Annotated in this window: 18 protein-coding genes; 8 read left to right on the plus strand and 10 right to left on the minus strand. The window is 71.3% G+C overall.

The window, feature by feature from the left end; genetic code table 11:
• Window positions 1-22: 22 nt before the first annotated feature.
• On the minus strand, window positions 23-1318 hold the full coding sequence (locus BCD49_RS26370; protein ID WP_007507993.1) for an acyl-CoA dehydrogenase family protein: 1296 nt from the start codon (window positions 1316-1318) through the stop codon (window positions 23-25).
• 56 nt (window positions 1319-1374) lie between these two features.
• Between BCD49_RS26370 and BCD49_RS26375 the strand changes: the two genes are divergently transcribed.
• Window positions 1375-2268 (plus strand): SDR family oxidoreductase, encoded by an 894-nt coding sequence (locus BCD49_RS26375; RefSeq protein WP_035925471.1) that lies wholly within the window; start codon window positions 1375-1377, stop codon window positions 2266-2268.
• A 1-nt stretch (window position 2269) separates the two neighbouring features.
• Window positions 2270-3496 (plus strand): acetyl-CoA C-acetyltransferase, encoded by a 1227-nt coding sequence (locus tag BCD49_RS26380; protein ID WP_083401709.1) that lies wholly within the window; start codon window positions 2270-2272, stop codon window positions 3494-3496.
• 15 nt (window positions 3497-3511) lie between these two features.
• Here BCD49_RS26380 and BCD49_RS26385 read toward each other — a convergent pair whose 3' ends face one another.
• The 3 genes from BCD49_RS26385 to BCD49_RS26395 form a co-directional block, all read right to left on the minus strand.
• Window positions 3512-4336, minus strand: coding sequence for an enoyl-CoA hydratase/isomerase family protein (locus tag BCD49_RS26385; protein WP_051466434.1), 825 nt, complete (start codon window positions 4334-4336; stop codon window positions 3512-3514).
• 188 nt (window positions 4337-4524) lie between these two features.
• Window positions 4525-5676: a phosphotransferase gene (locus BCD49_RS26390; RefSeq protein WP_007507984.1), complete on the minus strand. Its 1152-nt coding sequence runs from the start codon at window positions 5674-5676 to the stop codon at window positions 4525-4527.
• A gap of 44 nt (window positions 5677-5720) precedes the next feature.
• Entirely contained in the window at window positions 5721-5948 is a 228-nt protein-coding gene (locus BCD49_RS26395; protein WP_131803572.1) for a hypothetical protein, read from the minus strand.
• Between the two features lie 47 nt (window positions 5949-5995).
• Here BCD49_RS26395 and BCD49_RS26400 point away from each other — a divergent pair, with 47 nt between their 5' ends.
• Together BCD49_RS26400 and BCD49_RS26405 are read left to right on the plus strand one after the other, a co-directional pair.
• Window positions 5996-6856: a TIGR03620 family F420-dependent LLM class oxidoreductase gene (locus BCD49_RS26400; RefSeq protein ID WP_007507982.1), complete on the plus strand. Its 861-nt coding sequence runs from the start codon at window positions 5996-5998 to the stop codon at window positions 6854-6856.
• A gap of 92 nt (window positions 6857-6948) precedes the next feature.
• Window positions 6949-7683 carry a TetR/AcrR family transcriptional regulator gene (locus BCD49_RS26405; RefSeq protein WP_083401711.1) on the plus strand — a complete coding sequence of 245 codons (735 nt, stop codon included), beginning with the start codon at window positions 6949-6951 and terminating at the stop codon, window positions 7681-7683.
• A 121-nt stretch (window positions 7684-7804) separates the two neighbouring features.
• Here the strand turns inward: BCD49_RS26405 and BCD49_RS26410 are convergent, their stop codons facing one another.
• The 4 genes from BCD49_RS26410 to BCD49_RS26430 all read right to left on the minus strand — a co-directional run bounded on the left by BCD49_RS26410 (window position 7805) and on the right by BCD49_RS26430 (window position 12671).
• On the minus strand, window positions 7805-9070 hold the full coding sequence (locus BCD49_RS26410) for an ABC transporter substrate-binding protein (protein ID WP_007507976.1): 1266 nt from the start codon (window positions 9068-9070) through the stop codon (window positions 7805-7807).
• Between the two features lie 120 nt (window positions 9071-9190).
• Window positions 9191-10450: a CaiB/BaiF CoA transferase family protein gene (locus tag BCD49_RS26415; protein ID WP_007507974.1), complete on the minus strand. Its 1260-nt coding sequence runs from the start codon at window positions 10448-10450 to the stop codon at window positions 9191-9193.
• Window positions 10447-11655, minus strand: coding sequence for a CaiB/BaiF CoA transferase family protein (locus BCD49_RS26420; RefSeq protein WP_232794223.1), 1209 nt, complete (start codon window positions 11653-11655; stop codon window positions 10447-10449). Before BCD49_RS26420 ends, BCD49_RS26415 begins: the two co-directional genes overlap by 4 nt.
• Window positions 11656-12305: 650 nt before the next feature.
• A complete protein-coding gene (locus BCD49_RS26430) occupies window positions 12306-12671 on the minus strand; it encodes a hypothetical protein (protein WP_007507968.1) in 366 nt (121 codons plus the stop codon).
• A 169-nt stretch (window positions 12672-12840) separates the two neighbouring features.
• Here BCD49_RS26430 and BCD49_RS26435 point away from each other — a divergent pair, with 169 nt between their 5' ends.
• From BCD49_RS26435 to BCD49_RS26460, 4 genes are all read left to right on the plus strand, one after another.
• Window positions 12841-13701 carry a hypothetical protein gene (locus BCD49_RS26435; RefSeq protein ID WP_007507966.1) on the plus strand — a complete coding sequence of 287 codons (861 nt, stop codon included), beginning with the start codon at window positions 12841-12843 and terminating at the stop codon, window positions 13699-13701.
• A 429-nt stretch (window positions 13702-14130) separates the two neighbouring features.
• Window positions 14131-14742 carry a hypothetical protein gene (locus BCD49_RS26440; RefSeq protein ID WP_007507964.1) on the plus strand — a complete coding sequence of 204 codons (612 nt, stop codon included), beginning with the start codon at window positions 14131-14133 and terminating at the stop codon, window positions 14740-14742.
• 167 nt (window positions 14743-14909) lie between these two features.
• Window positions 14910-15749 carry a hypothetical protein gene (locus tag BCD49_RS44290; RefSeq protein ID WP_007507963.1) on the plus strand — a complete coding sequence of 280 codons (840 nt, stop codon included), beginning with the start codon at window positions 14910-14912 and terminating at the stop codon, window positions 15747-15749.
• Between the two features lie 1296 nt (window positions 15750-17045).
• Entirely contained in the window at window positions 17046-17831 is a 786-nt protein-coding gene (locus BCD49_RS26460; protein WP_007507959.1) for a flavin reductase family protein, read from the plus strand.
• A gap of 68 nt (window positions 17832-17899) precedes the next feature.
• On the opposite strand, the gene BCD49_RS26465 is transcribed toward BCD49_RS26460, so the two are convergent.
• Complete coding sequence (locus BCD49_RS26465; protein WP_035925474.1) at window positions 17900-18700, minus strand: SAM-dependent methyltransferase; 801 nt, start codon at window positions 18698-18700, stop codon at window positions 17900-17902.
• Between the two features lie 194 nt (window positions 18701-18894).
• Window positions 18895-19497 carry a TetR/AcrR family transcriptional regulator gene (locus BCD49_RS26470; protein WP_269799841.1) on the minus strand — a complete coding sequence of 201 codons (603 nt, stop codon included), beginning with the start codon at window positions 19495-19497 and terminating at the stop codon, window positions 18895-18897.
• Window positions 19498-19573: the final 76 nt, after the last annotated feature.

Consider the following 19573-nt stretch of genomic DNA (forward strand, 5'->3'; position numbering starts at 1 on the left):
CTGTCCCGGGCACGGGCGCGCATCAGGTCCGTGGGATTCCGGCGAGGCGGTCGGCGAACTTCGCCTCGGCCTCGGCGCGCAGGCGCACCAGGTGGCCCGACGGGAACAGGCCCTCCGCGGGCGAGTACCCCTTCAGCAGCTCGCGGGCGAGGGTGACCTTGTGGACCTCGGTCGGCCCGTCGGCGAGCCCGAGCACGAACGACTCGACGAGGTAGTGCACGAAGGGCATCTCGTGGGTCGTGCCGAGCGAGCCGTGCAGCTGCAGCGCCCGCGAGCTGACGTCGTGCAGCACCTTCTGCATCATCGCCTTGACCGCGGAGATGTCCGCGCGGACGGCCTTGTAGTCCTGGAACTTGTCGATCTTCCACGCGGTCTGCAGGGTCAGCAGGCGGAACGCCTCGATCTCCATCCACGAGTCGGCGACCATCTGCCGCACGAGCTGCTTGTCTCCCAGCACCTCGCCCTGGGTGAAGCGGGAGACCGCCCGCTCGCAGATCATGTCGAAGATCCGCCGGACCAGCCCGACCGTGCGCATCGCGTGGTGGATGCGGCCGCCGCCGAGCCGGGTCTGGGCGACCATGAACGCACCGCCGCGCGGGCCGAGCATGTGGTCGGCCGGGACGCGGACGTTCTCGTACCGGACGTAGCCCTCGCTGCCCTGGCCGACCGGCTCGTAGCCCATCCCCACGTTGCGCAGGATGTTCACGCCGGGTGTCCCGGCCGGGACGACGAACATCGACTGCCGCTGGTACGGCGGCGCGTCCGGGTCGGTCACCGTCATCACGATCAGGAACGACGCGAGGGCGGCGAACGAGGTGAACCACTTCTCGCCGTTGATGACCCACTCGTCGCCGTCGAGCGTCGCGGTGGTCGTGAAGATCTTCGGGTCGGCGCCGCCCTGCGGCTCGGTCATCGAGAACGACGACACGATGCGGTTGTCGAGCAACGGCTCGAGGTAGCGCTTCTTGAGCTCCGGCGTGCCGAAGCGGGCGAGGATCTCGCTGTTACCGGAGTCGGGGGCCTGCGAGCCGAAGACGATCGGCGCGCAGACCGACCGGCCGAGGATCTCGTTGAGCAGGGCGAGCTTCACCTGCCCGAAGCCCGGCCCGCCGAGCTCGGCGCCGAGATGGGTCGCCCATAACCCCTTCTCCTTGACGATCGCCTGCAGCGGCGGAATGAGCGCCTGCCGGACCGGGTCATGGAGGTCATGTGACTCCCGGACCACCAGGTCCAGCGGCTCGCACTCCTCGCGCACGAACGCGTCGGCCCAGGTCAGAAGCTCGGCGTAGTCCGGATCGGTCGCGAAGTCCCATGCCACGTCCGCCCCAACCCCTTCGCTTGCACCAACATCGACATCGATATTGGCTGTCTACCATGAGTGAAGCCGACATGTGCGCGGGCAGGACCTGCATCGTCACCGGCGCGGGACGCGGATTAGGCCGGGAGTACGCGCTCTTACTGGCCCAGCACGGCGCGAACGTCGTCGTCAACGACGTCGGTGGCAGCCGGGACGGGACCGGCGGCAGCAGCGGCCCGGCGACCGAGGTCGTCGACGAGATCACCGCCAAGGGCGGCTCCGCCGTCGCCAACACCGACGACATCAGCAGCTGGGACGGCGCAGCGCGGCTCGTCGGGCAGGCGGTCGACACGTTCGGCGGCCTCGACGTCCTGGTCAACAACGCCGGCATCCTGCGCGACCGGATGCTGTTCTCGATGTCCGAGGACGAGTGGGACGCGGTGATCCGCGTCCACCTCAAGGGCACGTTCGCCCCGAGCCGGCACGCCGCCGCCTACTGGCGGGAGCGCGCGAAGGCCGGCGAGACCAACGACGCCCGCATCATCAACACGACCTCCGTCTCCGGTCTGTACGCCAACGTGGGTCAGACCAACTACGGCTCGGCCAAGGCCGGGATCGCCGCCTTCACCCAGATCGCCGCCCAGGAACTGGGCCGGTACGGCGTGACCGTCAACGCCATCGCCCCGGGCGCCCTCACCCGGCTCACCGCCAATCTGGAGATCACCGACGAGATCCGCTCGACCTTCTCCCCCGCCGCGGTCGCCCCCGTCATCGCCTGGCTGGCCTCCGCCGACTCCCGCGACGTGACCGGCCAGGTGATCGAGGCGTCCGGCATCGTGCTGGCGGTCGCCGAGGGCTGGCACCGCGGCCCCAGCACCAACCCCGTCGAGTCTCCAGGTGAGGCCGGCGAGGCGGTGCGACGGCTGCTCGCCGACGCCCGCCCCCGCACGCTGTTCCACGAGGTCAGCTGACATGGACGCCTGGATCGTCGACGCGGTCCGGACCCCGCGCGGCAAGGGGCGGCCCGACGGCGCGCTGCACGACATACACCCGCAGGAGTTGCTGGCGCAGTGCCTGCGCGCGCTGGCCGGCCGGGTCGGCTTCGACCCGGCCGAGGTCGAGGACGTCGTCGCCGGCAACGGCATCTTCGCCGGCGACCACGGCGACTGCATCGGACGGCTCTCGACGCTGCTCGCGGGCTGGCCGGAGACGGTGCCCGGCATGACGCTGAACCGCTTCTGCGGCTCCGGGCAGCAGGCCGTCACCATCGCCGCGACCGGGGTCGCGAGCGGGGCGCAGGACCTCGTCGTCGCCGGCGGGGTGGAGTCGATGTCGCGCTGGGGCCTCGCCGCCGGCTCGGCCACCATCGACGGCCAGAACCCGGCGCTGCGCGCGCTGTTCCCCACCGTGCCGCAGGGCATCTCGGCCGACCTCATCGCCACCCTCGCCGGCCTGGGCCGCGCGGACGTCGACGCCTTCGCCGTCACCAGCCAGGACCGCGCCGCGCGCGCGGTCGCCGAGGGCCGGTTCGACCGCGGGATCATCCCGGTCACCGACCCAGACGGCAAGGTGCTGCTGGACCGCGACGAGCACCCCCGCCCCGGGACGACGCTCGAGGGGCTCGCCCGGCTGCGGCCGGCGTTCGCGGCGGCCGGCGCGACCCGGCCGGACGGCGAGGCGCGCACCTACGACGAGCTCGCCCTGACGCGCTACCCGCGAGCCGGCCACGTCGAGCACGTCCACCACGCCGGCAACTCCTCCGGGGTCGTCGATGGCRCCGCCGCCGTGGTCGTGGCGTCCGACGCGTGGGTGCGGGCCAACGGGGTCACCCCGCGCGCCCGGGTCCGCGCCACCGCGGCGGTCGGGTCCGAGCCGGTCATCATGCTCACAGCGCCCGCGCCCGCCGCGCGGCGTTGCCTGGCCAAGGCCGGGATGGCGGCCGGCGACATCGACCTCTGGGAGATCAACGAGGCGTTCGCCGCGGTCGCGCTCACGACGATCGACGACCTCGGCCTCGACCCGGACCGGGTGAACGTGAACGGCGGCGCCATCGCGCTCGGCCACCCGATCGGCGCGACCGGCGCGATGCTGCTCGGCACCGTTCTCGACGAGCTGGAGCGCCAGGACCTGACGGCGGGCCTGGTCACCATGTGCACCGGTGGCGGCATGGGCACCGCCACCATCATCGAGCGGATCTGACGTGGCCCGACGCCGTCAGCGCCCGCTCCACGCCGCGCGCGCCGCGGCCGCCTCGTCGGTGGCATGGGTGATCACCTGGTTGCGGTTCTCCAGCTCGATCGCGGCCGCGAGGCTGGGCGCGTCGGTGTTCTGCGCGAGGGCGCGTTTCGTCATCCGCGTGGCGAGCGGCGCGTGCGACGCGATCAGCCCGGCGGTCCGCATGGCCTGCTCCCACAGATCGCCGTCGAGGTGGACAGCGCTCACCAGTCCACTGCGCAGGGCCTCGTCGGCCGCGACCGTCCGCCCGGTGAGCATCCAGTCGGCGGCGATGCTGGTGCCGACGACGCGCGGCAGGTGGTAGCTCATCCCCATCTCCGCCCCGGACAGCCCGAGCCGGATCGCGGCGTTGCCGAATGTCGCGGACGCGGCGCAGATCCGCACGTCGGCGGCGAGGCAGAGGGCGAGCCCACCCCCGAACGCCGGCCCGTTGACCGCGGCGACGACCGGCTGCGGCAGGTCCCGCACGACCTGCGGGAGCGCCGCCATCATCTCCTGGAACCGCATGCGCTCGATCGCGGGCGCCGCCGCGTCCGGGACGTCGCCGCCGAAGTCGCGGACGTCGATGCCCGAGCAGAATCCCCGGCCGGCCCCGGTCAGCACGACCACCCGGACGTCGCCGTCGTCGGCGATCGCCGCGCAGGTCGCGCGCAGCGCGGCCACCAGCGACGCGTCGAGGGCGTTGAGCCGGTGGGGACGATTGAGCCGCAGCACGGCCACGCCCTCGGACCGGTCGACCAGCAGCGTCGGCGCCCCGTCCCGCGAGGTCGACTCCCCAGACCTGGACACCCGCGACGCCACCATCCTCGATCACCGCTGGCGGAACCACTCGCCGGCGAAGACACACCGTCCGCGGTGGAGCACTGTAGCGCCGTCCGCGGCGGCCCGGAAGTCACCGCGTCCCGGCCGGGCCGGGCCAGCGAGCGCCGGGCCAGGTCCGGTCGGGACGGGTGGGGGGCATGGCTGCCCCCGCGTCCGACGGTCGTGGCCGGCTAGGCCGACAGCAGTTCGAGGGCCTCCAGGTCGCGGATCGCCGCGCAGGCGTTGGCGGCCATGGACAGGAACATCCGGTCGGCGCCCGTGGTGCGCTCGGCGCTCGCGTAGATGGCGCCGATCATCGTGATCAGCGGCCCCTGCAGCAGCCCGCGCCGGTAGTCCTCGAAACAGAGGTCGACGGGGTAGTCCGGGACGCCGTACTCGACGAGCCGCTGGTGGTAGGCGGCGACGAGCGCCCGTTCGTGGACGCGCCGCTCGGCGGGCGGCAGGGCGGTGGACAGGAAGTAGGCGAGGTCTCGGCCGGGGAAGGCGACCTCGACGGTCTGCCAGTCGACCGCCCGCACCTGCGCGTCGCCGGAGAACAAAAGGTTGTCGAGCCGGTAGTCGCCGTGTAACAGCGAGAAGCGACCCGTCGTGTGTCTCCCCCAGCCGGCGACGAGCTCGGCCGCGCGCAGCAGGGTGTCGACGTCCCGCGGGTCGAGGTCGGCCCGGTACCGGTCGGTGAACTCGGCGGCGGCGCTGGTGGCGACCTTGCCGAGGAAGCTCATGCCGGCCTCGTCGAGCCGGGACAGCCAGTCGGCGCCCTCGGCGAGGGTGTCGTCGTTCCAGAACGGCGCGTGCAGCCCGGCGAGGTTGCGGACGGCCAGCACCGCCTGCGCGGCCGTGCAGCCGTCGACCTGGCTGCCGGCCCGCGCCGGGTGGGCGTCCTCCAGCACCAGGGTGAAACGGTGCTCGTCGTCGCTGAGCCCGGCGCTCCAGCATCGCGGCACCTCGACCCGCGCGCGTCCCGCGAAGGTCCGGTAGAAGCCGACCTCGTTGCGGTAGGCCACCTTCAGCCGCCGGCGGACCTCCGGGGCACCGCAAGCCATCTTCACGACCACGCTCGCCGGCCCGCGCCCGGCCTGGCCCGGCGCGAGGTCGAGGTGGAAGCGGTAGCTGACCGCGGTCTGCCCGGTGCCGACCGGCTCGAAGCGCAGACCGGTGACCTCGACGTCGGCGCCGCCCGAGCGCAGCACGTCCGTCAGCCACGCCGGGGTGATCTCAGCCGGATCGTCGACGACCCGGTTCGGTCCGTCCGCGCCTCGCGGCTCCCCCGCCTCGGCCCGCGCGGCCTGGTCGGGCACCAGGCCCGTTGCGTCCTTCGTCATGCGTCCGCCCCTCACCCCTCACCCCGTACCGCGGCTCCATCACGTCACCACAGGCTGGCGATTGGCTCCACAATTGCCGGATCGGTCGCTTCGGCGCGGTCGCGGCCGGCGGCGGCACGCGCGGACCATAGCCCGATCACAACTTCGAGGTCAATGTCGAGATTGCGAACGCGATCCATCCCCAGGCCGACCGTCGTCCGGCCGAGCGCGGCCCCGCGAACGGAGATTCCAGACAACACTGGCGTTTCGACCGCCCACGGTGCACGTTTCATGCCAAGGAGTGCTGCCGGCCGGCGGCGGAACAGTGCGGAGGAGCGGCATGGAGCTGTCGGGTGTCGGGGTGTGGAGCCAGGAACTGCACTACGGCGATCCGGGCGAGGCCAGCGAGGCGGCCGCCGAGCTGGAGGAGCTGGGCTTCACCGCACTCTGGATCCCGGACATGGGCGGGGCGCTGTTCGCGGCCGTCGACCGCCTGCTGGCCGCCACCCAACGGACAGTCGTGGCGACCGGCGTCCTGAGCCTGTGGAACCACGCCCCGGCCGACGCCGCGAAGGCGCACGCCTCGCTGTCCGCCGTGCACGGCGACCGCTTCCTCCTGGGCATCGGGGTGAGCCACGCGATCGCGGTGGACATGGCGGAGCCCGGGCGCTACCAGCGGCCGTTGACGGCGATGAGCGAGTTCCTAGACGGCCTCGACGCCGAGGACCCGCCGGTGCCCGTCGACCAGCGGGTCCTGGCCGCGCTGGGCCCGAAGATGGTCGCTCTCGCGGGAAGCCGGGCCCGCGGCGCGCACCCCTACCTCGTCACTCCCGAACACACCAGCCGCGTCCGGGAGGCCCTGGGCTCCCAGGCGCTCGTGCTGCCCGAGCAGACCGTCATCCTGTGCGCCGACGCCGACGAGGCGCACGCGATCGGCGGCGCGTGGCTGCGGGGCTACCTGAGCCTGCCGAACTACGCCAACAGCCTGCTGCGGCTCGGTTTCTCCGCCGACGAGGTGACCTCGGTCAGCGACCGCGTCTTCGACGCCATGATCGCCTGGGGGGACGAGGAGGCGATCATGCGCAGGGTCGACGAGCACCGCGCCGCCGGCGCCGACCACGTCACCCTTCAGGTCCTCACCGCCGACCAGAAGGCCTTCCCCCGGGCGCAGTGGCGCCGAATCGCCACGGCTCTGCGGTAGGCCTGCCGGGCGGGCGGCGGGGCGGGCCGTGAGGACTCCACCGGGAGATCCGCGCGCCGGAGCACGCGGACGTTCCGGTATACTGACGTTTTATGTCGGGGATTCCCGCTCGTCCGGACGTGCGTAAGGATGTGCGTAAGGATGTGCGTGGCATCCATACGCGGCAGCTCCTTCTCCGAACCGCGGAACGGCTTTTCGCGGTGCAGGGAATCGCCCGCACCTCCACCCGGCAGATCACCGCCGAAGCCGGCATCAGCCGGGACGCCATCCACTATCATTTCGGTTCCAAGGCGGCTCTGGTGCTCGCGATCGTCGACGCGCGCACCGAGGAGCTCCGTGTCGAAATCGAGCGCCTGTTCACCGTGAACGTCCCGGACCGGGACGTCACCATTCGCGACATCGCCCATGCCATGGTGGTCGCGGCGACCGAGATGGCCGAACACGAGACCGGTCGGTACTACCACCCCTTCCTGGCCGCCCTGATGAACGATCCCGAGTTCCGGCATCTCGTGAACTCACGGTCCACGCCGCAGAGCGAGGCCGTCGTGGCACTGCTCACCCCGCTCACACCAGGTCTCGGCGAAGCGGAACGCGTCTATCGGGTGGCCTGCGCGTTCGTGCTGATCCTGTCCGGCACGGGAAACAGCGGCGTCGTCGAATGGGTGAATTCCCAGGTCGCGACGACGCACGGCCGGCTGCTGATGATGCTGGTCGACGTCGTCACGAGCGTGTTGGCCGGCAACGTCCCCGCCGCGGACCCTCCGGGGGCGCCAGAGCGGCAGGCCGCGTCCCATGGTCAGAGGCCCGAGGCGGCGTCGGCGCGGTGACGGCGAGCTCGGCGGTGTAGGGTCGCCCGTTCCCGGTGGCCGGGCTCCGTCCGGCGCGACGAGCGGCCGGGCCGGACGCCGCCGAAACGGTGACCGGCCCAGCCCTCGGCCGGCTACCGGCTCAGTTCCCGATCGAGGAAACCCCGAACGGCCTGTAGTCGGTCGGCTGGCCCTTGTCGTTCAGGGTCGCGATCAGCCCACCTCGGACGCACCCCCCGGGCTGGTCGGGAACCGCCTTGCCGTTGCAGCGAAAACGCAGGCCTCCGGCGCCCGGCAGCTCCTTCTCCGGCATCCCCTTGATGGCGGCGGCCACCGACGCGGGCGTGACGTCACCGGTGAGCCCCTCCAGCGCGGACCCCAGGGCGGCGACCACGGTGAACATGCTCATCGTGCCGGACCGGTTGACGTCGATGTCATGGCCGTAGGTCTTGACCACGGCACCCAGGAGGCGGGTCGATGGGCTGTCCGTGCCGATGGGCGCGGACGCGGAGACGGAGATGCCCTTGAGCGAGGACCCGGGCACCGCCTTGCGCGTCGCGTCGGTGATGCACAGTCCCACGGCCACGACCGAGCCGGTGAACCCGACCGCGCGCAGGCCGTTCAGCGCACTGATACAGAAGGCGTCACCGCCGATGATCGACACGACGCTCGGCTCACCGGAGGCGATGTTCCGCAGCTGCGGTGTCATGTCGGCCGTGCCCGGCGGGACGGAGACGACGTCGAGGTCGATACCCAGCTTCTGGAACCTCGCCGGCGCGAACGACTTGTAGAAGTCCGCCACGACGGGCACGTCGATCACCACGGCGGTGACCTTCTTGAGACCCTTGTCCTTCGCCACCTGGGCCGGCAGGTTGATCTGACCGAAGTACGGGTCGGTCAGGTTGAACGACGTCTCGCCGTCGTTCAGGACCACAGAGGCGGACGTGTTCGCGAACATCAACGGGATCTTCGCCGCGTGCAGCGGCGCCCAGATGCTCTCCCCGACCGACGACGAGCCGACGACGACGGCCACGACGTTCTGCTCGACCATCTGGTTGGCGCAGTCGGTGCCCTTGCCCGGATCCGCCAGGGCTTCGCATTTCACCAGCTCGATCGGCCGGCCGGCGATTCCGGAACGGTGCTCGTTGAGCCACTTGATGGTGGCGTCGGCGACGCGCGGCTCGTAGGACAGGTCCGAGACGGGGCCCTTGCCGTCCGAGATCATGCCGATCCGGACCGGAGCGCCCTTCGCCGGGGCGGACGGCCCGAGCACGTCGGCGGAGCTCGCGGCGCCGGCCGTCGCCGTGCCGCCGTCGCCGCTATCGCCGTTGTCACCGTTGTCACCGCCGCCGCAGGCGGCCAGCAGGAACAGGCTCGCGGCCACGCCGGTCGCGGCGGCTAACTTCATTCCACTCGGGCGCCACCCGACTCGTCGGCGTCCCGTGCGCGCAGGCCAGATCCCGATGTTTTTCATGAACGGTCCCATCTCTTCGTCGTGCACAGACCCGTGAATTCGTCGGGGATGAGCTCAGCCCTCGGACCAACCGGTCTTCAGGACGCTTTCGGTGTGTTCCCCGAGCAGGGGAGCCGGCCGGGAGATCCGCCAGGGGGTGCGACTGAAGCGGTAGGGCGTCCCGGGATGGGTCTCAGTCCGGCCGGTGTAGGGATCGGTCACTTCGGTGGCGAATCCGCGGGCGACAAGGTGTGGGTCGGCGATCGCCTCTTCCGGAGACGCCACGAATCCCGCGACGAGCCCGCGCTGTTGGCAGCCCAGGAAGAAGTCATATCCCGGCAGCCGCTCGGCGAGCAGCATCATCGCGTCGCGCGACGCGTTCCAGATCTCCATCGCCAGTGGGTCCGTCGCGAGCTCGACGACGGCGACGCCGCCGCGCTCCACCGCGAGCTCCAGCAGGACCACGTCCGGGAACTCGTCGCGCAGCCCGACGAGGTCGATCCACTCGGCGATCGAGGCGTAGTCCTCCGCCGCCCGCGGCGGGAAGCCGAGGACGACATGGTGTCCGTCGGCCGCCTGAACCTGCGTCGGGGCGGTCGGCTCGACCATCGCGTGCCGACCGGTCAGTCGCCGGACGATGCCGCCATCGGCGAGGTACTGGACGGTGGCCAGTTCGCTGGAGACGTTGAGGGCCGCGTCGACGCTGACGTCGACGTGTTGCCCGTGCCCGGACATGTCGCGGTGCAGCAGTGCGGTGAGCGCGGCCGCGACCGCGAAGGATCCCGCGACGTGTGCGCTCTGCCCCCCGGCGCCGCGCACCGGCGGCAGTGTGTGGTCGTCATAGCCGCAGCTGTGTACCGGGCCTCCGCCGGCCAGCAACGTGAGATCGGTGGTCGGGGTCTCGGGTGGCGACCCGCGCCGCCCGAACGGCGTGACCGAGACCCAGACGAGCGATGGGTACGCGTCCGCGAGCGTCGCCGGGTCGAGGCCGAACGCGGCGAGGTCCCGCGCCGGCAGCCCTTCCAGGAGCACGTCGCAGTCGGTGAGCAGCCGCTGGAAGGGCTCGCGGTCCGCGTCGTCGCGCGGGTCGAGAAGGACGCCTCTTTTCGAGGTGTTGTAGTGCCGCCAGTGCAGGCTCGTCCCGGGCGCCGGCTGGTCGCCGGCGAACGGACCCCATGAGCGGGTCACCGAGCCGCCGGGCGGTTCGACCACGATGACGTTCGCGCCCAGGTCGGCGAGCAGCTTGCCTGGGTAGGCGGAGAACTCCCCGGCGATCTCCAGGACGCGCAGCCCGTGCAGCGGGCCAGTCGTCGGGCCTGTCGTCGGGCCGCTCATATCGTGCCCTCGGCCGTCAGCTCCTCCAGCTCGGTCTCGCCGACCTCGAGCAGATCGCCCAGGACGAAGCGGTTGTGCTGGCCGAGCCGGGGAGCGCCGCGACGCAGCGACCAGTCGGTCTCCGACAGGTGCACCGGTAGCCCTTCGACCCGTGCCGGCCCGATGTCGGGATGCACGACCGTCGGCCAAAGGTCCCAGCCGGGCGTCGCCGCAACCCCGTCGATCCGTTCGGCCGGCGTACGGACGGGGCTGGCCGGGACCCCGGCGGCGACGAGACGGGCCGCGAGCTCATGGTTGTCGAACCCGGCGGTCCACGCGGCCAGCAGGGCATCCAGCGCATCCTGGTCGGCGAGCCGGGCGGCGAGTGTCGCCAGCTCCGTGCTCGTGGCCCACGGCTGGTCGATCTCGTCCGCGAGCCGCCGCCAGTCGTGGTCGTCGCGGCAGGCCACCGCTACCCAACGGTCCTCGCCCCGCGCCGGGTAGATCCCGTGCGGTGCCATCGCCGGCGCGCGGCCGCGGTTGGAGTCGACCGAGCCCGGCTGCCGCGGGGAGCGCCCGTTGAGGTGGTGGTCGAGGATCTCGGGGCCGGTGAGGCTCAGGCCGACCTCGACACCGGCCAGGTCGACCCACTGCCCCTCGCCGGTCCGGTCGCGGTGCCACAGCGCCGCGAGAATCGCGATCGCCATGGCGTAGGCGCCCATGTGGTCCATGTAGGAGAAGCCCCAGCCGGCCGGCGGCTGTCCCGCCAGACCCGCGGTGAAGGTAAGGCCGCTTACCGCCTGGACGATCGGCCCCCAGGTACGGAAGTCGCGGTAGGGACCAGCGGCGCCGAACCCGCTGTGCGAGACGTAGACGATGTCGGGCTTGATCTCCTGAAGCCGTTCATACGGGAAGCCGAGCCGGGCGAACACCCCACCGGCGAAGTTCTCGGTGACGACGTCCGAGATCGCGATCAGCCGGGCGAGCAGGTCACGCCCGCGCTCAGTGCGCAGGTTGATCGTGACTCCCAGCTTCTCGGCGTTGTGGTTGTTGAAGCTGCCGCCGAACTCGATGCCGCGGCGTCCGTCGTGGAAGGGCGGGGCCCCGCGGACGATGTCCCAGCCGCCGCTCGTCGTCGGATCCTCGACGCGGATCACCTGAGCGCCGAACGCGGCGAGAATCCTGGTTGCCCCGGCGCCGGCAAGCTGCCCGCTGAGATCACACACGCGGATTCGGCGTAAGGCCGTCGACCTGGTCTCAAGATCGGGTGGGCACCCGGCCCACCGATCGGCAGCCTCATCGGAAGCGGCCCGCGACGACGATCCGACCACTTGCTGCCTCCCGCATCAGTCCCCGCGACGGGTGGACCACCCGTGGAGCACGGTTTCTATCAAGCGCTTGGCAGAAAAGTCCAGACCCGGGTGGTCACGCCTCGCCTCGGGGCGCGCCGCGGGCTGATCCACACCCTGCTCGCCACCGCCACGACGAGTGTCGTCACCGTCGCGGCCGTCGGGGCCCCGCTACCCGGCGGCCGGACGGCCGCCGGGCACGCTTCGAGACCGAGGGATGGGAGATGGAGACCGAAGGAGAGCACCGCGATCGTCGAGCCGTGTTACGCGATGACCAGGCCGGATGTCACCGGGCGCCGAGGGCTCGACGCCGGTGACGTCCGAATGTGATCACAGGTGCCGTACTCACCCTGGCGACCCTCACGTCGTCGGCCGCCACGGAAGGGCGGTCGACGCGTTCCAGCACCGCCGCGGCACAGTCAGTTCGACGGACCGGGCGCACGGAATCACGGAATCACGGAATCACAGCGGCGAGGGCCGCGAGCGGACGTGCAGGCGGTCCCAAAATCCGGTGGGTCGCCGCGACGTCACATGCTTAGTTCACGTTCGATCGTCCGGAGGCCGTGGCGGGCCATGGCGAGGTTGGCCCGCGCGCGGTCCAGGGCGAGGTACAGGAACAGCCTGCTGCCGCCGCGGGTAAGCAGGCGGATGACGTGGTACTGCCGGTCCAGGGTGATGAGGATGTCCTCGATCCCCTCCCGGATGCCAAGTGCCTCCAGCGTCCTCGCCTTGGCGCGAACCACATCGGTGTTGCCGGCGGCGGCGATCTCGAGGTTGAGCGCGCGGCCGCCGCCGGCCGAGCCCAGCATCATTCCGCTCTCGTAGTCGACCAGCGCGGCTCCGATCGCACCGTCGAGCGCCATAGCTTCCTTCAACGCGGTATCGATGTCCATACAGCCCTCCCCGATTCAACGGCCAGTTTGTCATTGTGCGTGGGTTGTTTTTTTCGTGAACCGGTCTGCCATCGTTTGCGCGCTCGTTGGCTGGACTGGTAGCACTTGGTCGCAACGCACCATATCCTTCCCCCTGTTCGCTGTCACTGGGATGAGGGGGTGGAACGCGATGGGCGCGGACACCGCGGCGGATGGTTATGTTCTTCTAGACGTATTGTCACGGCTCGGCGAGGAACGTTTCTCGGGGACGCTGCGGACCGAGGGCGCGCGGGGCGGGGGAACGGTAGTCCTGAGTTCCGGCCTGCTGGTCGCCGCCGACACCCCGGTCACCCCGGGGGTCGAATCCCTGCTGCTGCGGTCGGGGCGGGTATCTCACGAGGACTGGGCCGAGGCCCTGGTCGAGGCCGCGCCGGCGGGCAGGCTGCGCACCGAGCTGGTCAGGCGCGGCCTGCTCGGCGACACGTCCGTGCAGGTCGTGACCCAGACGGCCGCGATGGACGCCCTGTTCGCGCTGGCGCTCGCGGACGTCTTCGCGTGCGTGCCCGATCCGGACGTCGCGGACCCGCTCATACCGCTGGTGCCAGGGATGGACGTCGGCCGCGTGGTCCGGGAGACCCGGCGCCGGCTCGCGGTCGCGGCCGGGTGGCGCGAGCAGGGCCTGCACGCGCGGGCCCATCCGCGAACCCTCCCGGCGATCCCACCGATCGACGAGGGCCGGGTGGAGATCCTGGCGCGGGTGAACGGCCGGCGGACGGTCAGCGACCTTGCCTTCCTGCTCGGGCGCGGCCTTTTCGCCGTGATGTTCGACATGGCCCTTCTCTACCGAGACGGACAGATCGCCTTCGACCAGTCCGAGCCGGCCGCGGCGAGCGTCCTGTCCTGGCCCGGCCATCCTGACGACGGTTCACCGCTGGTCGTCTCGAGGCTCCCCGGCGGCGACGTCGAGGACCTGGCCGCACCCGTGGGCTCCGCCGATTCGGCTCCCCGCCGGCGGCTGATTTCCCGACGGGGAGCGCGTGGCGATCGATGACTATCCGGACACGTGAATGAGAGCCGCGTGGACGACTAGTGGACGACTAACAGTCGGACGACTAAGAGAATGACTAAATTTTCCGTCCGTTGATTCTTCTCGTCATCAGTGTCGTCATCAGTCCTGGGTCTCGGCTGACGGACTCAGGCGTGCCTGACCGACGTGGGTGGCGAGCTGTCCGACGCGGGCCAGTCGAACCTGACCCGGTTGCCGCCGGCGCCTTGGAGACCGGCGCGCCCCCACTCGTCGCGGACACGCCCCGAGGCGCTTCCGGCGGCCACGCGGCACCGGACGGGCGGTATCGGGCGAACGACCATCGCCGTGCGGCCGCCGGGCTCCGGCGTTTACCGCCCAAGATCGCGGGTACCGGAGCGGTCGTAGCAGGCGGAACGTAACGGGCAGACAGCCCGATCTTACGGAGGTTGCGGCATGTCGGCATTGGGGTGGATCATTCTGGCGATCTGCGTGATCGCGCTGGTCGTGGTCCTGGTCATATTCGTCCGGGGCGCGGGCCAACACGGCGGTTCGACCCGCGCGCTGCGCCGCAGATTCGGCCCGGAATACGACCGGGCGGTCGAACAGAGCGGTGACCAGCAGGAGGCCAAGCGCAGGCTCGCGGAGATCGCCCGCCGCCGCGACGAACTCGACATCCGCCCCCTCGACGCCGACGAGCGCGCCAGCTATGTGGCCCGCTGGGACGGGCTGCAGGCCCAGTTCGTGGACGAGCCGGCCGAGGCCACCCAGCAGGCGGACCTGCTCATCGCGGACGTGATGCGTACCCGTGGCTACCCGGAGGCGGACTTCGACGGGCGCGCTGAGCTGATCTCGGCCGATCGGCCCGAGGTCGTCAGCTCCTACCGGCAGGCCCACGCCGGAGCGTCCAGCCAGGTCGACGGCCAGGGCACCGAGAAGCTGCGGTCGGCCTTCATCCACTACCGGGAGCTGTTCGAGTGGCTCGTGGAGGACGGCTCGCGGGGAGCGAAGACCCCGGGTAGGGACCCGTCCCCGGCCTTGTCCGGGCCGGACCGCTCCCGCGCCTGACCACCAGCCACCGAGATCCCGCCCGACCTGGGCCCCGAGCCCCCGCGCGTCCCGTCTTGAGCGGCGAGGTTCGCCACCCCGCAGTCCCGCCAACCCCGCAGCCCCGCCAACCGCAAGGAACCGGCCGGCAACACCCCGGCCGGCGTGGTCCCCGAGGAGGACGCGAGATGAACCTGTTCGACCGACGACCATCCACTGATGAAGTGGCGTCCACGAACGACTCCGAACCCACGGATGCCACCGCGGCGCACCAGGTCGTGGCTCCGGCCGGGACCAGCGCACCGACCCCGCACGCCTCGGACCTCGACACCCGCGATGACACCGACACCCGAGACGTCACCGACGGAGACGTCACGGACCGGGGCGTCACCGACCGGGACGTCACGGACCGGGGCGTCACCGACCGGGACGTCACCGATCCCGATTTCACCGACGACGACCTCGTCGACGAGCCCGTGGTCGCCGAACCCACCGCGGCACACGAGACCGTGACCCCGACTGTGACGCCTACAGGGACAGACGTGCCGACCCCGCCGGCTTCGGTCTCCGATACTCGCGACGGCACCGCCGGCCCGTTCGCCGATGAGCCCGTCGCCGCCGATCCCCAGGGTCCCCGGGCGTTCGACGACGCGAGCGCGTTCGACGCCGAGGCCGCCGCCGCGGGCACCGGTCCCATCGACGCCGAGGCAGCCGCCGCGGCAGCCGCCGCCGACACCGATGCCGCCCCCGCCACCGACGCCACCGCTGGTGCGGATGCCGGCAGTGAGCGGCAGGCCGGAGACTGGCGGCAGGTGCTGCTGGAGTTCGTCGACAATCCGCGGGAGGCCGTCGAGAAGGCCGACCGACTCGTCGACGACGCCGTGCGGTCGCTGACCGAGCGGATCAACCGCGAGCACTCGGGACTGCGGGACGCGTGGCACACGCACGGCGAGCCGTCCACCGAGGACCTGCGCCGGGCGCTGCGCGGCTACCGGGACTTCTTCGACAAGGTCCTCAGCAGCCGCTGAGCACCCAACCGCCCCGCGGCGCCTCCCCCATGGAGCCGCCATCCCACGCCCCGGTCGGGCGCAGACCAGTGGTCCGAGCCCGACCAGGGCGTCGCCGGCTCGGGCGACGCGAGGCGAGATTGTGGCCCTACTGACGGCCACGGCATGATCGATTGTGGGTCGGCGCCCATCATCCGGTCGTTACGAACCACCTGACAGGCTCGGCAGGCGCATACTGGAACCAATGACAAGGCCCGCGGCACCCAAGCGCCACTTGCCCACCAGCCCCTTCAAGGCGCCGGTTACTCCACGGTGCGAACGGTTCGCTCTAGGAGACCGGGTCGTCCACGACACGTACGGTCTCGGCCGGGTGACCCGAGTCGAGGAGGAGATCGCCGTACTCGTCGATTTCGGATCCGAGCAGATTCGCATCCTGAGCCCGTTCAGCAAGATGTCCCATCTCTGACGCCGAGCAACTTCGATCTTCGGTCTCCGAGGACGCTTGGTGCGCCTAGGCCGCGGACGGTTTCGTCCGCGGTCCGGTTGGCGTGCTACCTGATCGTTCCGCTCGGCCGCCACGTCCTGAAAGCGAGACAGCCCCCATCGACACGACCGAGACCCCCCTCTTCTCCGCGCTCGAACCAGCACCAGCCCCGCCACGGCGCGAGTCAGCACAGCTGACGACTGACCTCTTCCGGGCCCCCGACTTCGGGCCGGACGATGTCGAACCAACCGACTTCGAGACGACCGGCCTCGACGCGCCCGCCGTCGCGAGCAATCGCTCCGCCGATCCCCGTCGTTCCGCGGATCCCCGTAGCTCCGCGGGTCCCCGCCGCTCGTCGGATCCTCGCCGCTCGCCCGATCCACGCCGATCCACGGATCCCCGTCGTCGCCGGGCGCGGCCCCGCCAGCCCTAGGCCCAGGTACGGCCGCGGTCAGCCACGGCAGCGACCGCGAGACCCAGCTCGACGTCAGCGACCTCGTCGTCACGCACCTGCACGGCTCCGGCATGCCGGAGCCGCTCTGACAGGTCGCGAAGTTCCTGCTCCTGGTGACGCTCGACGCCGTCCTGCGCGGACTCACCCTCCTGGCCTGACCGGCCCGGTGGCGGGCGCGGCGGACATGGTGGCACGGCATCGAACATCGGCATGTGTGTCAGTAGTGTTCGAGGGGCCGCTCACCTGGACACCGCTTGCCTTGTCGACTTGCCTTGTCGACGACACGCCACGCCACTCCAGGCCGTGGCACCGGCCGGGCGGGTGCCCGCACCGACGCGCGTGGATACGGTGGACGAGCACGAACGGAGCAGGTGCGAACATGCCGAATCGCATACCGTCGCCGTCATCGCCCCGGGCGGCGTCCCGGACCCCGGGCGACAGCCGCGACGACGCCGGCGCCGAGGCGATGCGCCTTGCCTTCCGGCGGCACGCGGCGGGCGTCACGATCGTGACGATGTCCGGGCAGCGCGGTCCGGTGGGCTTCACCGCGACCTCGGTGGCCTCCCTGTCCGAGCGCCCCCCGTTGCTCGCGCTGGCGTTGTCGGTCCGGTCGTCGATCGCGCCGACGCTGCGCGCCGCCGAGACGCTCATCGTTCACCTGCTCTCCCGGGACCAGCAGGACCTCGCCGCGCGCTTCGCCCTGCCGGGCGCCGATCGGTTCGCCGCGCCCACCCGCTGGCGTCGGCTCGACACCGGCGAACCGCTGCTGCTCGACGCGACCACCTGGCTGCGCTGCCGAATTCGGGATCGCTCCGCCACGGGCGACCACTGGCTGGTGGTCGCGGAGATCCTCGAAAGCCGGGTCGATCCCACGGCGGAGCCGCTCGTCTACCACGACGGCGGCTACGGCACCGTCCTCAAACACGACGACGGCCCCGGGACCGGCGGTAAGCCGGCCGGCGGCGGGGCGACCAGCACGGCCGGGACGGCCGGCGGCGCGGGGAATGCCAACGCCGCGGGGAAAGCCGCCTCCACCGGCAAAGCCAGCGCCGCGGGGAAGGCCGCGGCGGGCAAGGCCGACGGCGGCCGGAGCCGGAGGGACGGCGGCGGAAAGGCCGCCGAGGGCGATCTCGGCATTCGCGGCCGGTCGCCGTCCGGCCCCTGAACGGCTCGCGCGGCTACCGACGGCCTACCCAGCTCGGCGCGTAGCCCGCGCAACCGGGACCGGCCGGATCACGGTTTGCGCGCGAGGGCGCCGTAGGCGCTGACCTGTGCGTCGGTCGGCTCGTCCGCGGTGCCAGCCTCGTCCGGGCGCCAGCGGTGAATGAGCGCGACACCGGGATCAACGGGTTCCAGGCCGTCGAAGAACCGCGCGATCTGCTCCCGGGAGCGAGCGACGGCGGGCAGGCCGCTGCGGTGGTAGACCTCGGCCGCACGGGCGGCCTCCTCCGGTGCCAGGTCGGCGGTGAACTGGCTCAACGTCAGGTAACTCCCCGACGGCAGGGCGTCGAGGTAGGCGCGGATCAGCCCGTAGGGGTCGTCGGTGTCCGGGATGAAGTGGAAGATCCCGATCAGGGACAGGGCGACCGGCTTCGAGAGGTCCAACGTGTCGGCCAGCTCGGCCGAGCCGAGGATCTTCTCCGGTTGCCGCAGGTCGGCGTCCAGGTAGGCGGTGCGGCCGATCGAGGTGCCGGTGAGCAACGCCCGGGCGTGCGTGAGCACGCTCGGGTCGTTGTCCACGTAGAGCACCCGGGCGTCCGGGGCGATCGCCTGCGCGACCTCGTGCAGGTTCGGCGAGGTCGGGATGCCGGTGCCGATGTCGAGAAACTGACGGATGCCGGCCTCACGGGCCAGGTAGCGGGTGGTGCGGTGCATGAACGCCCGACCCTCCGCCGCCACGATCCGCGCGTTGGGCAGCACGGCCAACGGCTTCTCAGCCGCCTCGCGGTCCGCCGGATAGTTGTCCTTGCCGCCCAGGTAGTAGTCGTACATCCGGGCCGGGTGGGGGACAGGCTGACGACTACTCGTGGCCAGAGTGGCGGTGGCCCAGCTGCGTCACGCCCATGCTCACGCTCACCTTTGCCGGACAGTCCCGATGGTCACACCGGACTAGCGAGCAGGTTCGCTCCAGCAGGCGCGATGCGCGCAAAATGCAGCACCGTACCACCGTACGAGGGTGGTCGGTTCAGCTGTTCGCGGGCTTGGTGGTGGTTGCCGCCGACTCTTGTTCAGGGCGCCGTCCAGGGCCATGCCCGCATCGCCAGGGCGGCCACTGCTTCCAGTTCGCCGCGATCGGCGCCGTCACGGGCCTGTTGGGCCATGCCTTGCATGACCACGCTGGTGTACACCGCCAACGCGCGGGCGTCGGTGCCGGCGGGCAGTTCCCCGGCGTCAATCGCGACGTTGACGAGGCGTTCGAGCGCGTCGAGGTCGGTGGTGCGCAGGGCGCGCAGGGCCTGTTCGACCTCGGGTGCGTTGCAGTTGACAGCGGCGCTGATCACTAGGCAGCCGCGCGGCAGGTCGGGACGGGTGTAGGCCCCCGCGGCCTCGCGCAACATGCGGTCCAGTCCGGCCTTGAGGGTCGGCTCCTCGATCAGCGCCCTTGCGATGAAGGCGTGGTAGGTCTGGCCGTAGACCTGCACGACCTCGTCGAACAGCTCGCGCTTACTGCCGAAGGCCGCGTACAGGCTCGGGGCGCCGACACCCATTGCCGCCGTGAGATCGGCGATGGAGGTCGCCTCATAGCCGCGCTCCCAGAACAACACCAGGGCGTGATCAAGAGCCGCGGCTCGGTCGAACTCCCTGGGTCGTCCCCGTCGGACTGCTACCACATCCTCATTCTATACCGAACGCTAGAGAATCTGCTACAGTCCGAATTCTGTAGCGACCGCTTTAGAAGGATGTGGG

This window comes from Pseudofrankia sp. EUN1h (assembly GCF_001854645.1).
Classification (GTDB): Bacteria; Actinomycetota; Actinomycetes; order Frankiales; family Frankiaceae; genus Pseudofrankia; species Pseudofrankia saprophytica.

Coding starts and splice junctions, on each gene's coding strand:
- BCD49_RS26375 (WP_035925471.1), top strand. CDS start 1,375: ATGAGTGAAGCCGACATGTGCGCGGGCAGGACCTGCATCGTCACCGGC.
- BCD49_RS26385 (WP_051466434.1), bottom strand. CDS start 4,336: ATGGTGGCGTCGCGGGTGTCCAGGTCTGGGGAGTCGACCTCGCGGGAC.
- BCD49_RS26390 (WP_007507984.1), bottom strand. CDS start 5,676: ATGACGAAGGACGCAACGGGCCTGGTGCCCGACCAGGCCGCGCGGGCC.
- BCD49_RS26395 (WP_131803572.1), bottom strand. CDS start 5,948: ATGAAACGTGCACCGTGGGCGGTCGAAACGCCAGTGTTGTCTGGAATC.
- BCD49_RS26400 (WP_007507982.1), top strand. CDS start 5,996: ATGGAGCTGTCGGGTGTCGGGGTGTGGAGCCAGGAACTGCACTACGGC.
- BCD49_RS26405 (WP_083401711.1), top strand. CDS start 6,949: ATGTCGGGGATTCCCGCTCGTCCGGACGTGCGTAAGGATGTGCGTAAG.
- BCD49_RS26410 (WP_007507976.1), bottom strand. CDS start 9,070: ATGAAGTTAGCCGCCGCGACCGGCGTGGCCGCGAGCCTGTTCCTGCTG.
- BCD49_RS26415 (WP_007507974.1), bottom strand. CDS start 10,450: ATGAGCGGCCCGACGACAGGCCCGACGACTGGCCCGCTGCACGGGCTG.
- BCD49_RS26430 (WP_007507968.1), bottom strand. CDS start 12,671: ATGGACATCGATACCGCGTTGAAGGAAGCTATGGCGCTCGACGGTGCG.
- BCD49_RS26435 (WP_007507966.1), top strand. CDS start 12,841: ATGGGCGCGGACACCGCGGCGGATGGTTATGTTCTTCTAGACGTATTG.
- BCD49_RS26440 (WP_007507964.1), top strand. CDS start 14,131: ATGTCGGCATTGGGGTGGATCATTCTGGCGATCTGCGTGATCGCGCTG.
- BCD49_RS44290 (WP_007507963.1), top strand. CDS start 14,910: ATGAACCTGTTCGACCGACGACCATCCACTGATGAAGTGGCGTCCACG.
- BCD49_RS26460 (WP_007507959.1), top strand. CDS start 17,046: ATGCCGAATCGCATACCGTCGCCGTCATCGCCCCGGGCGGCGTCCCGG.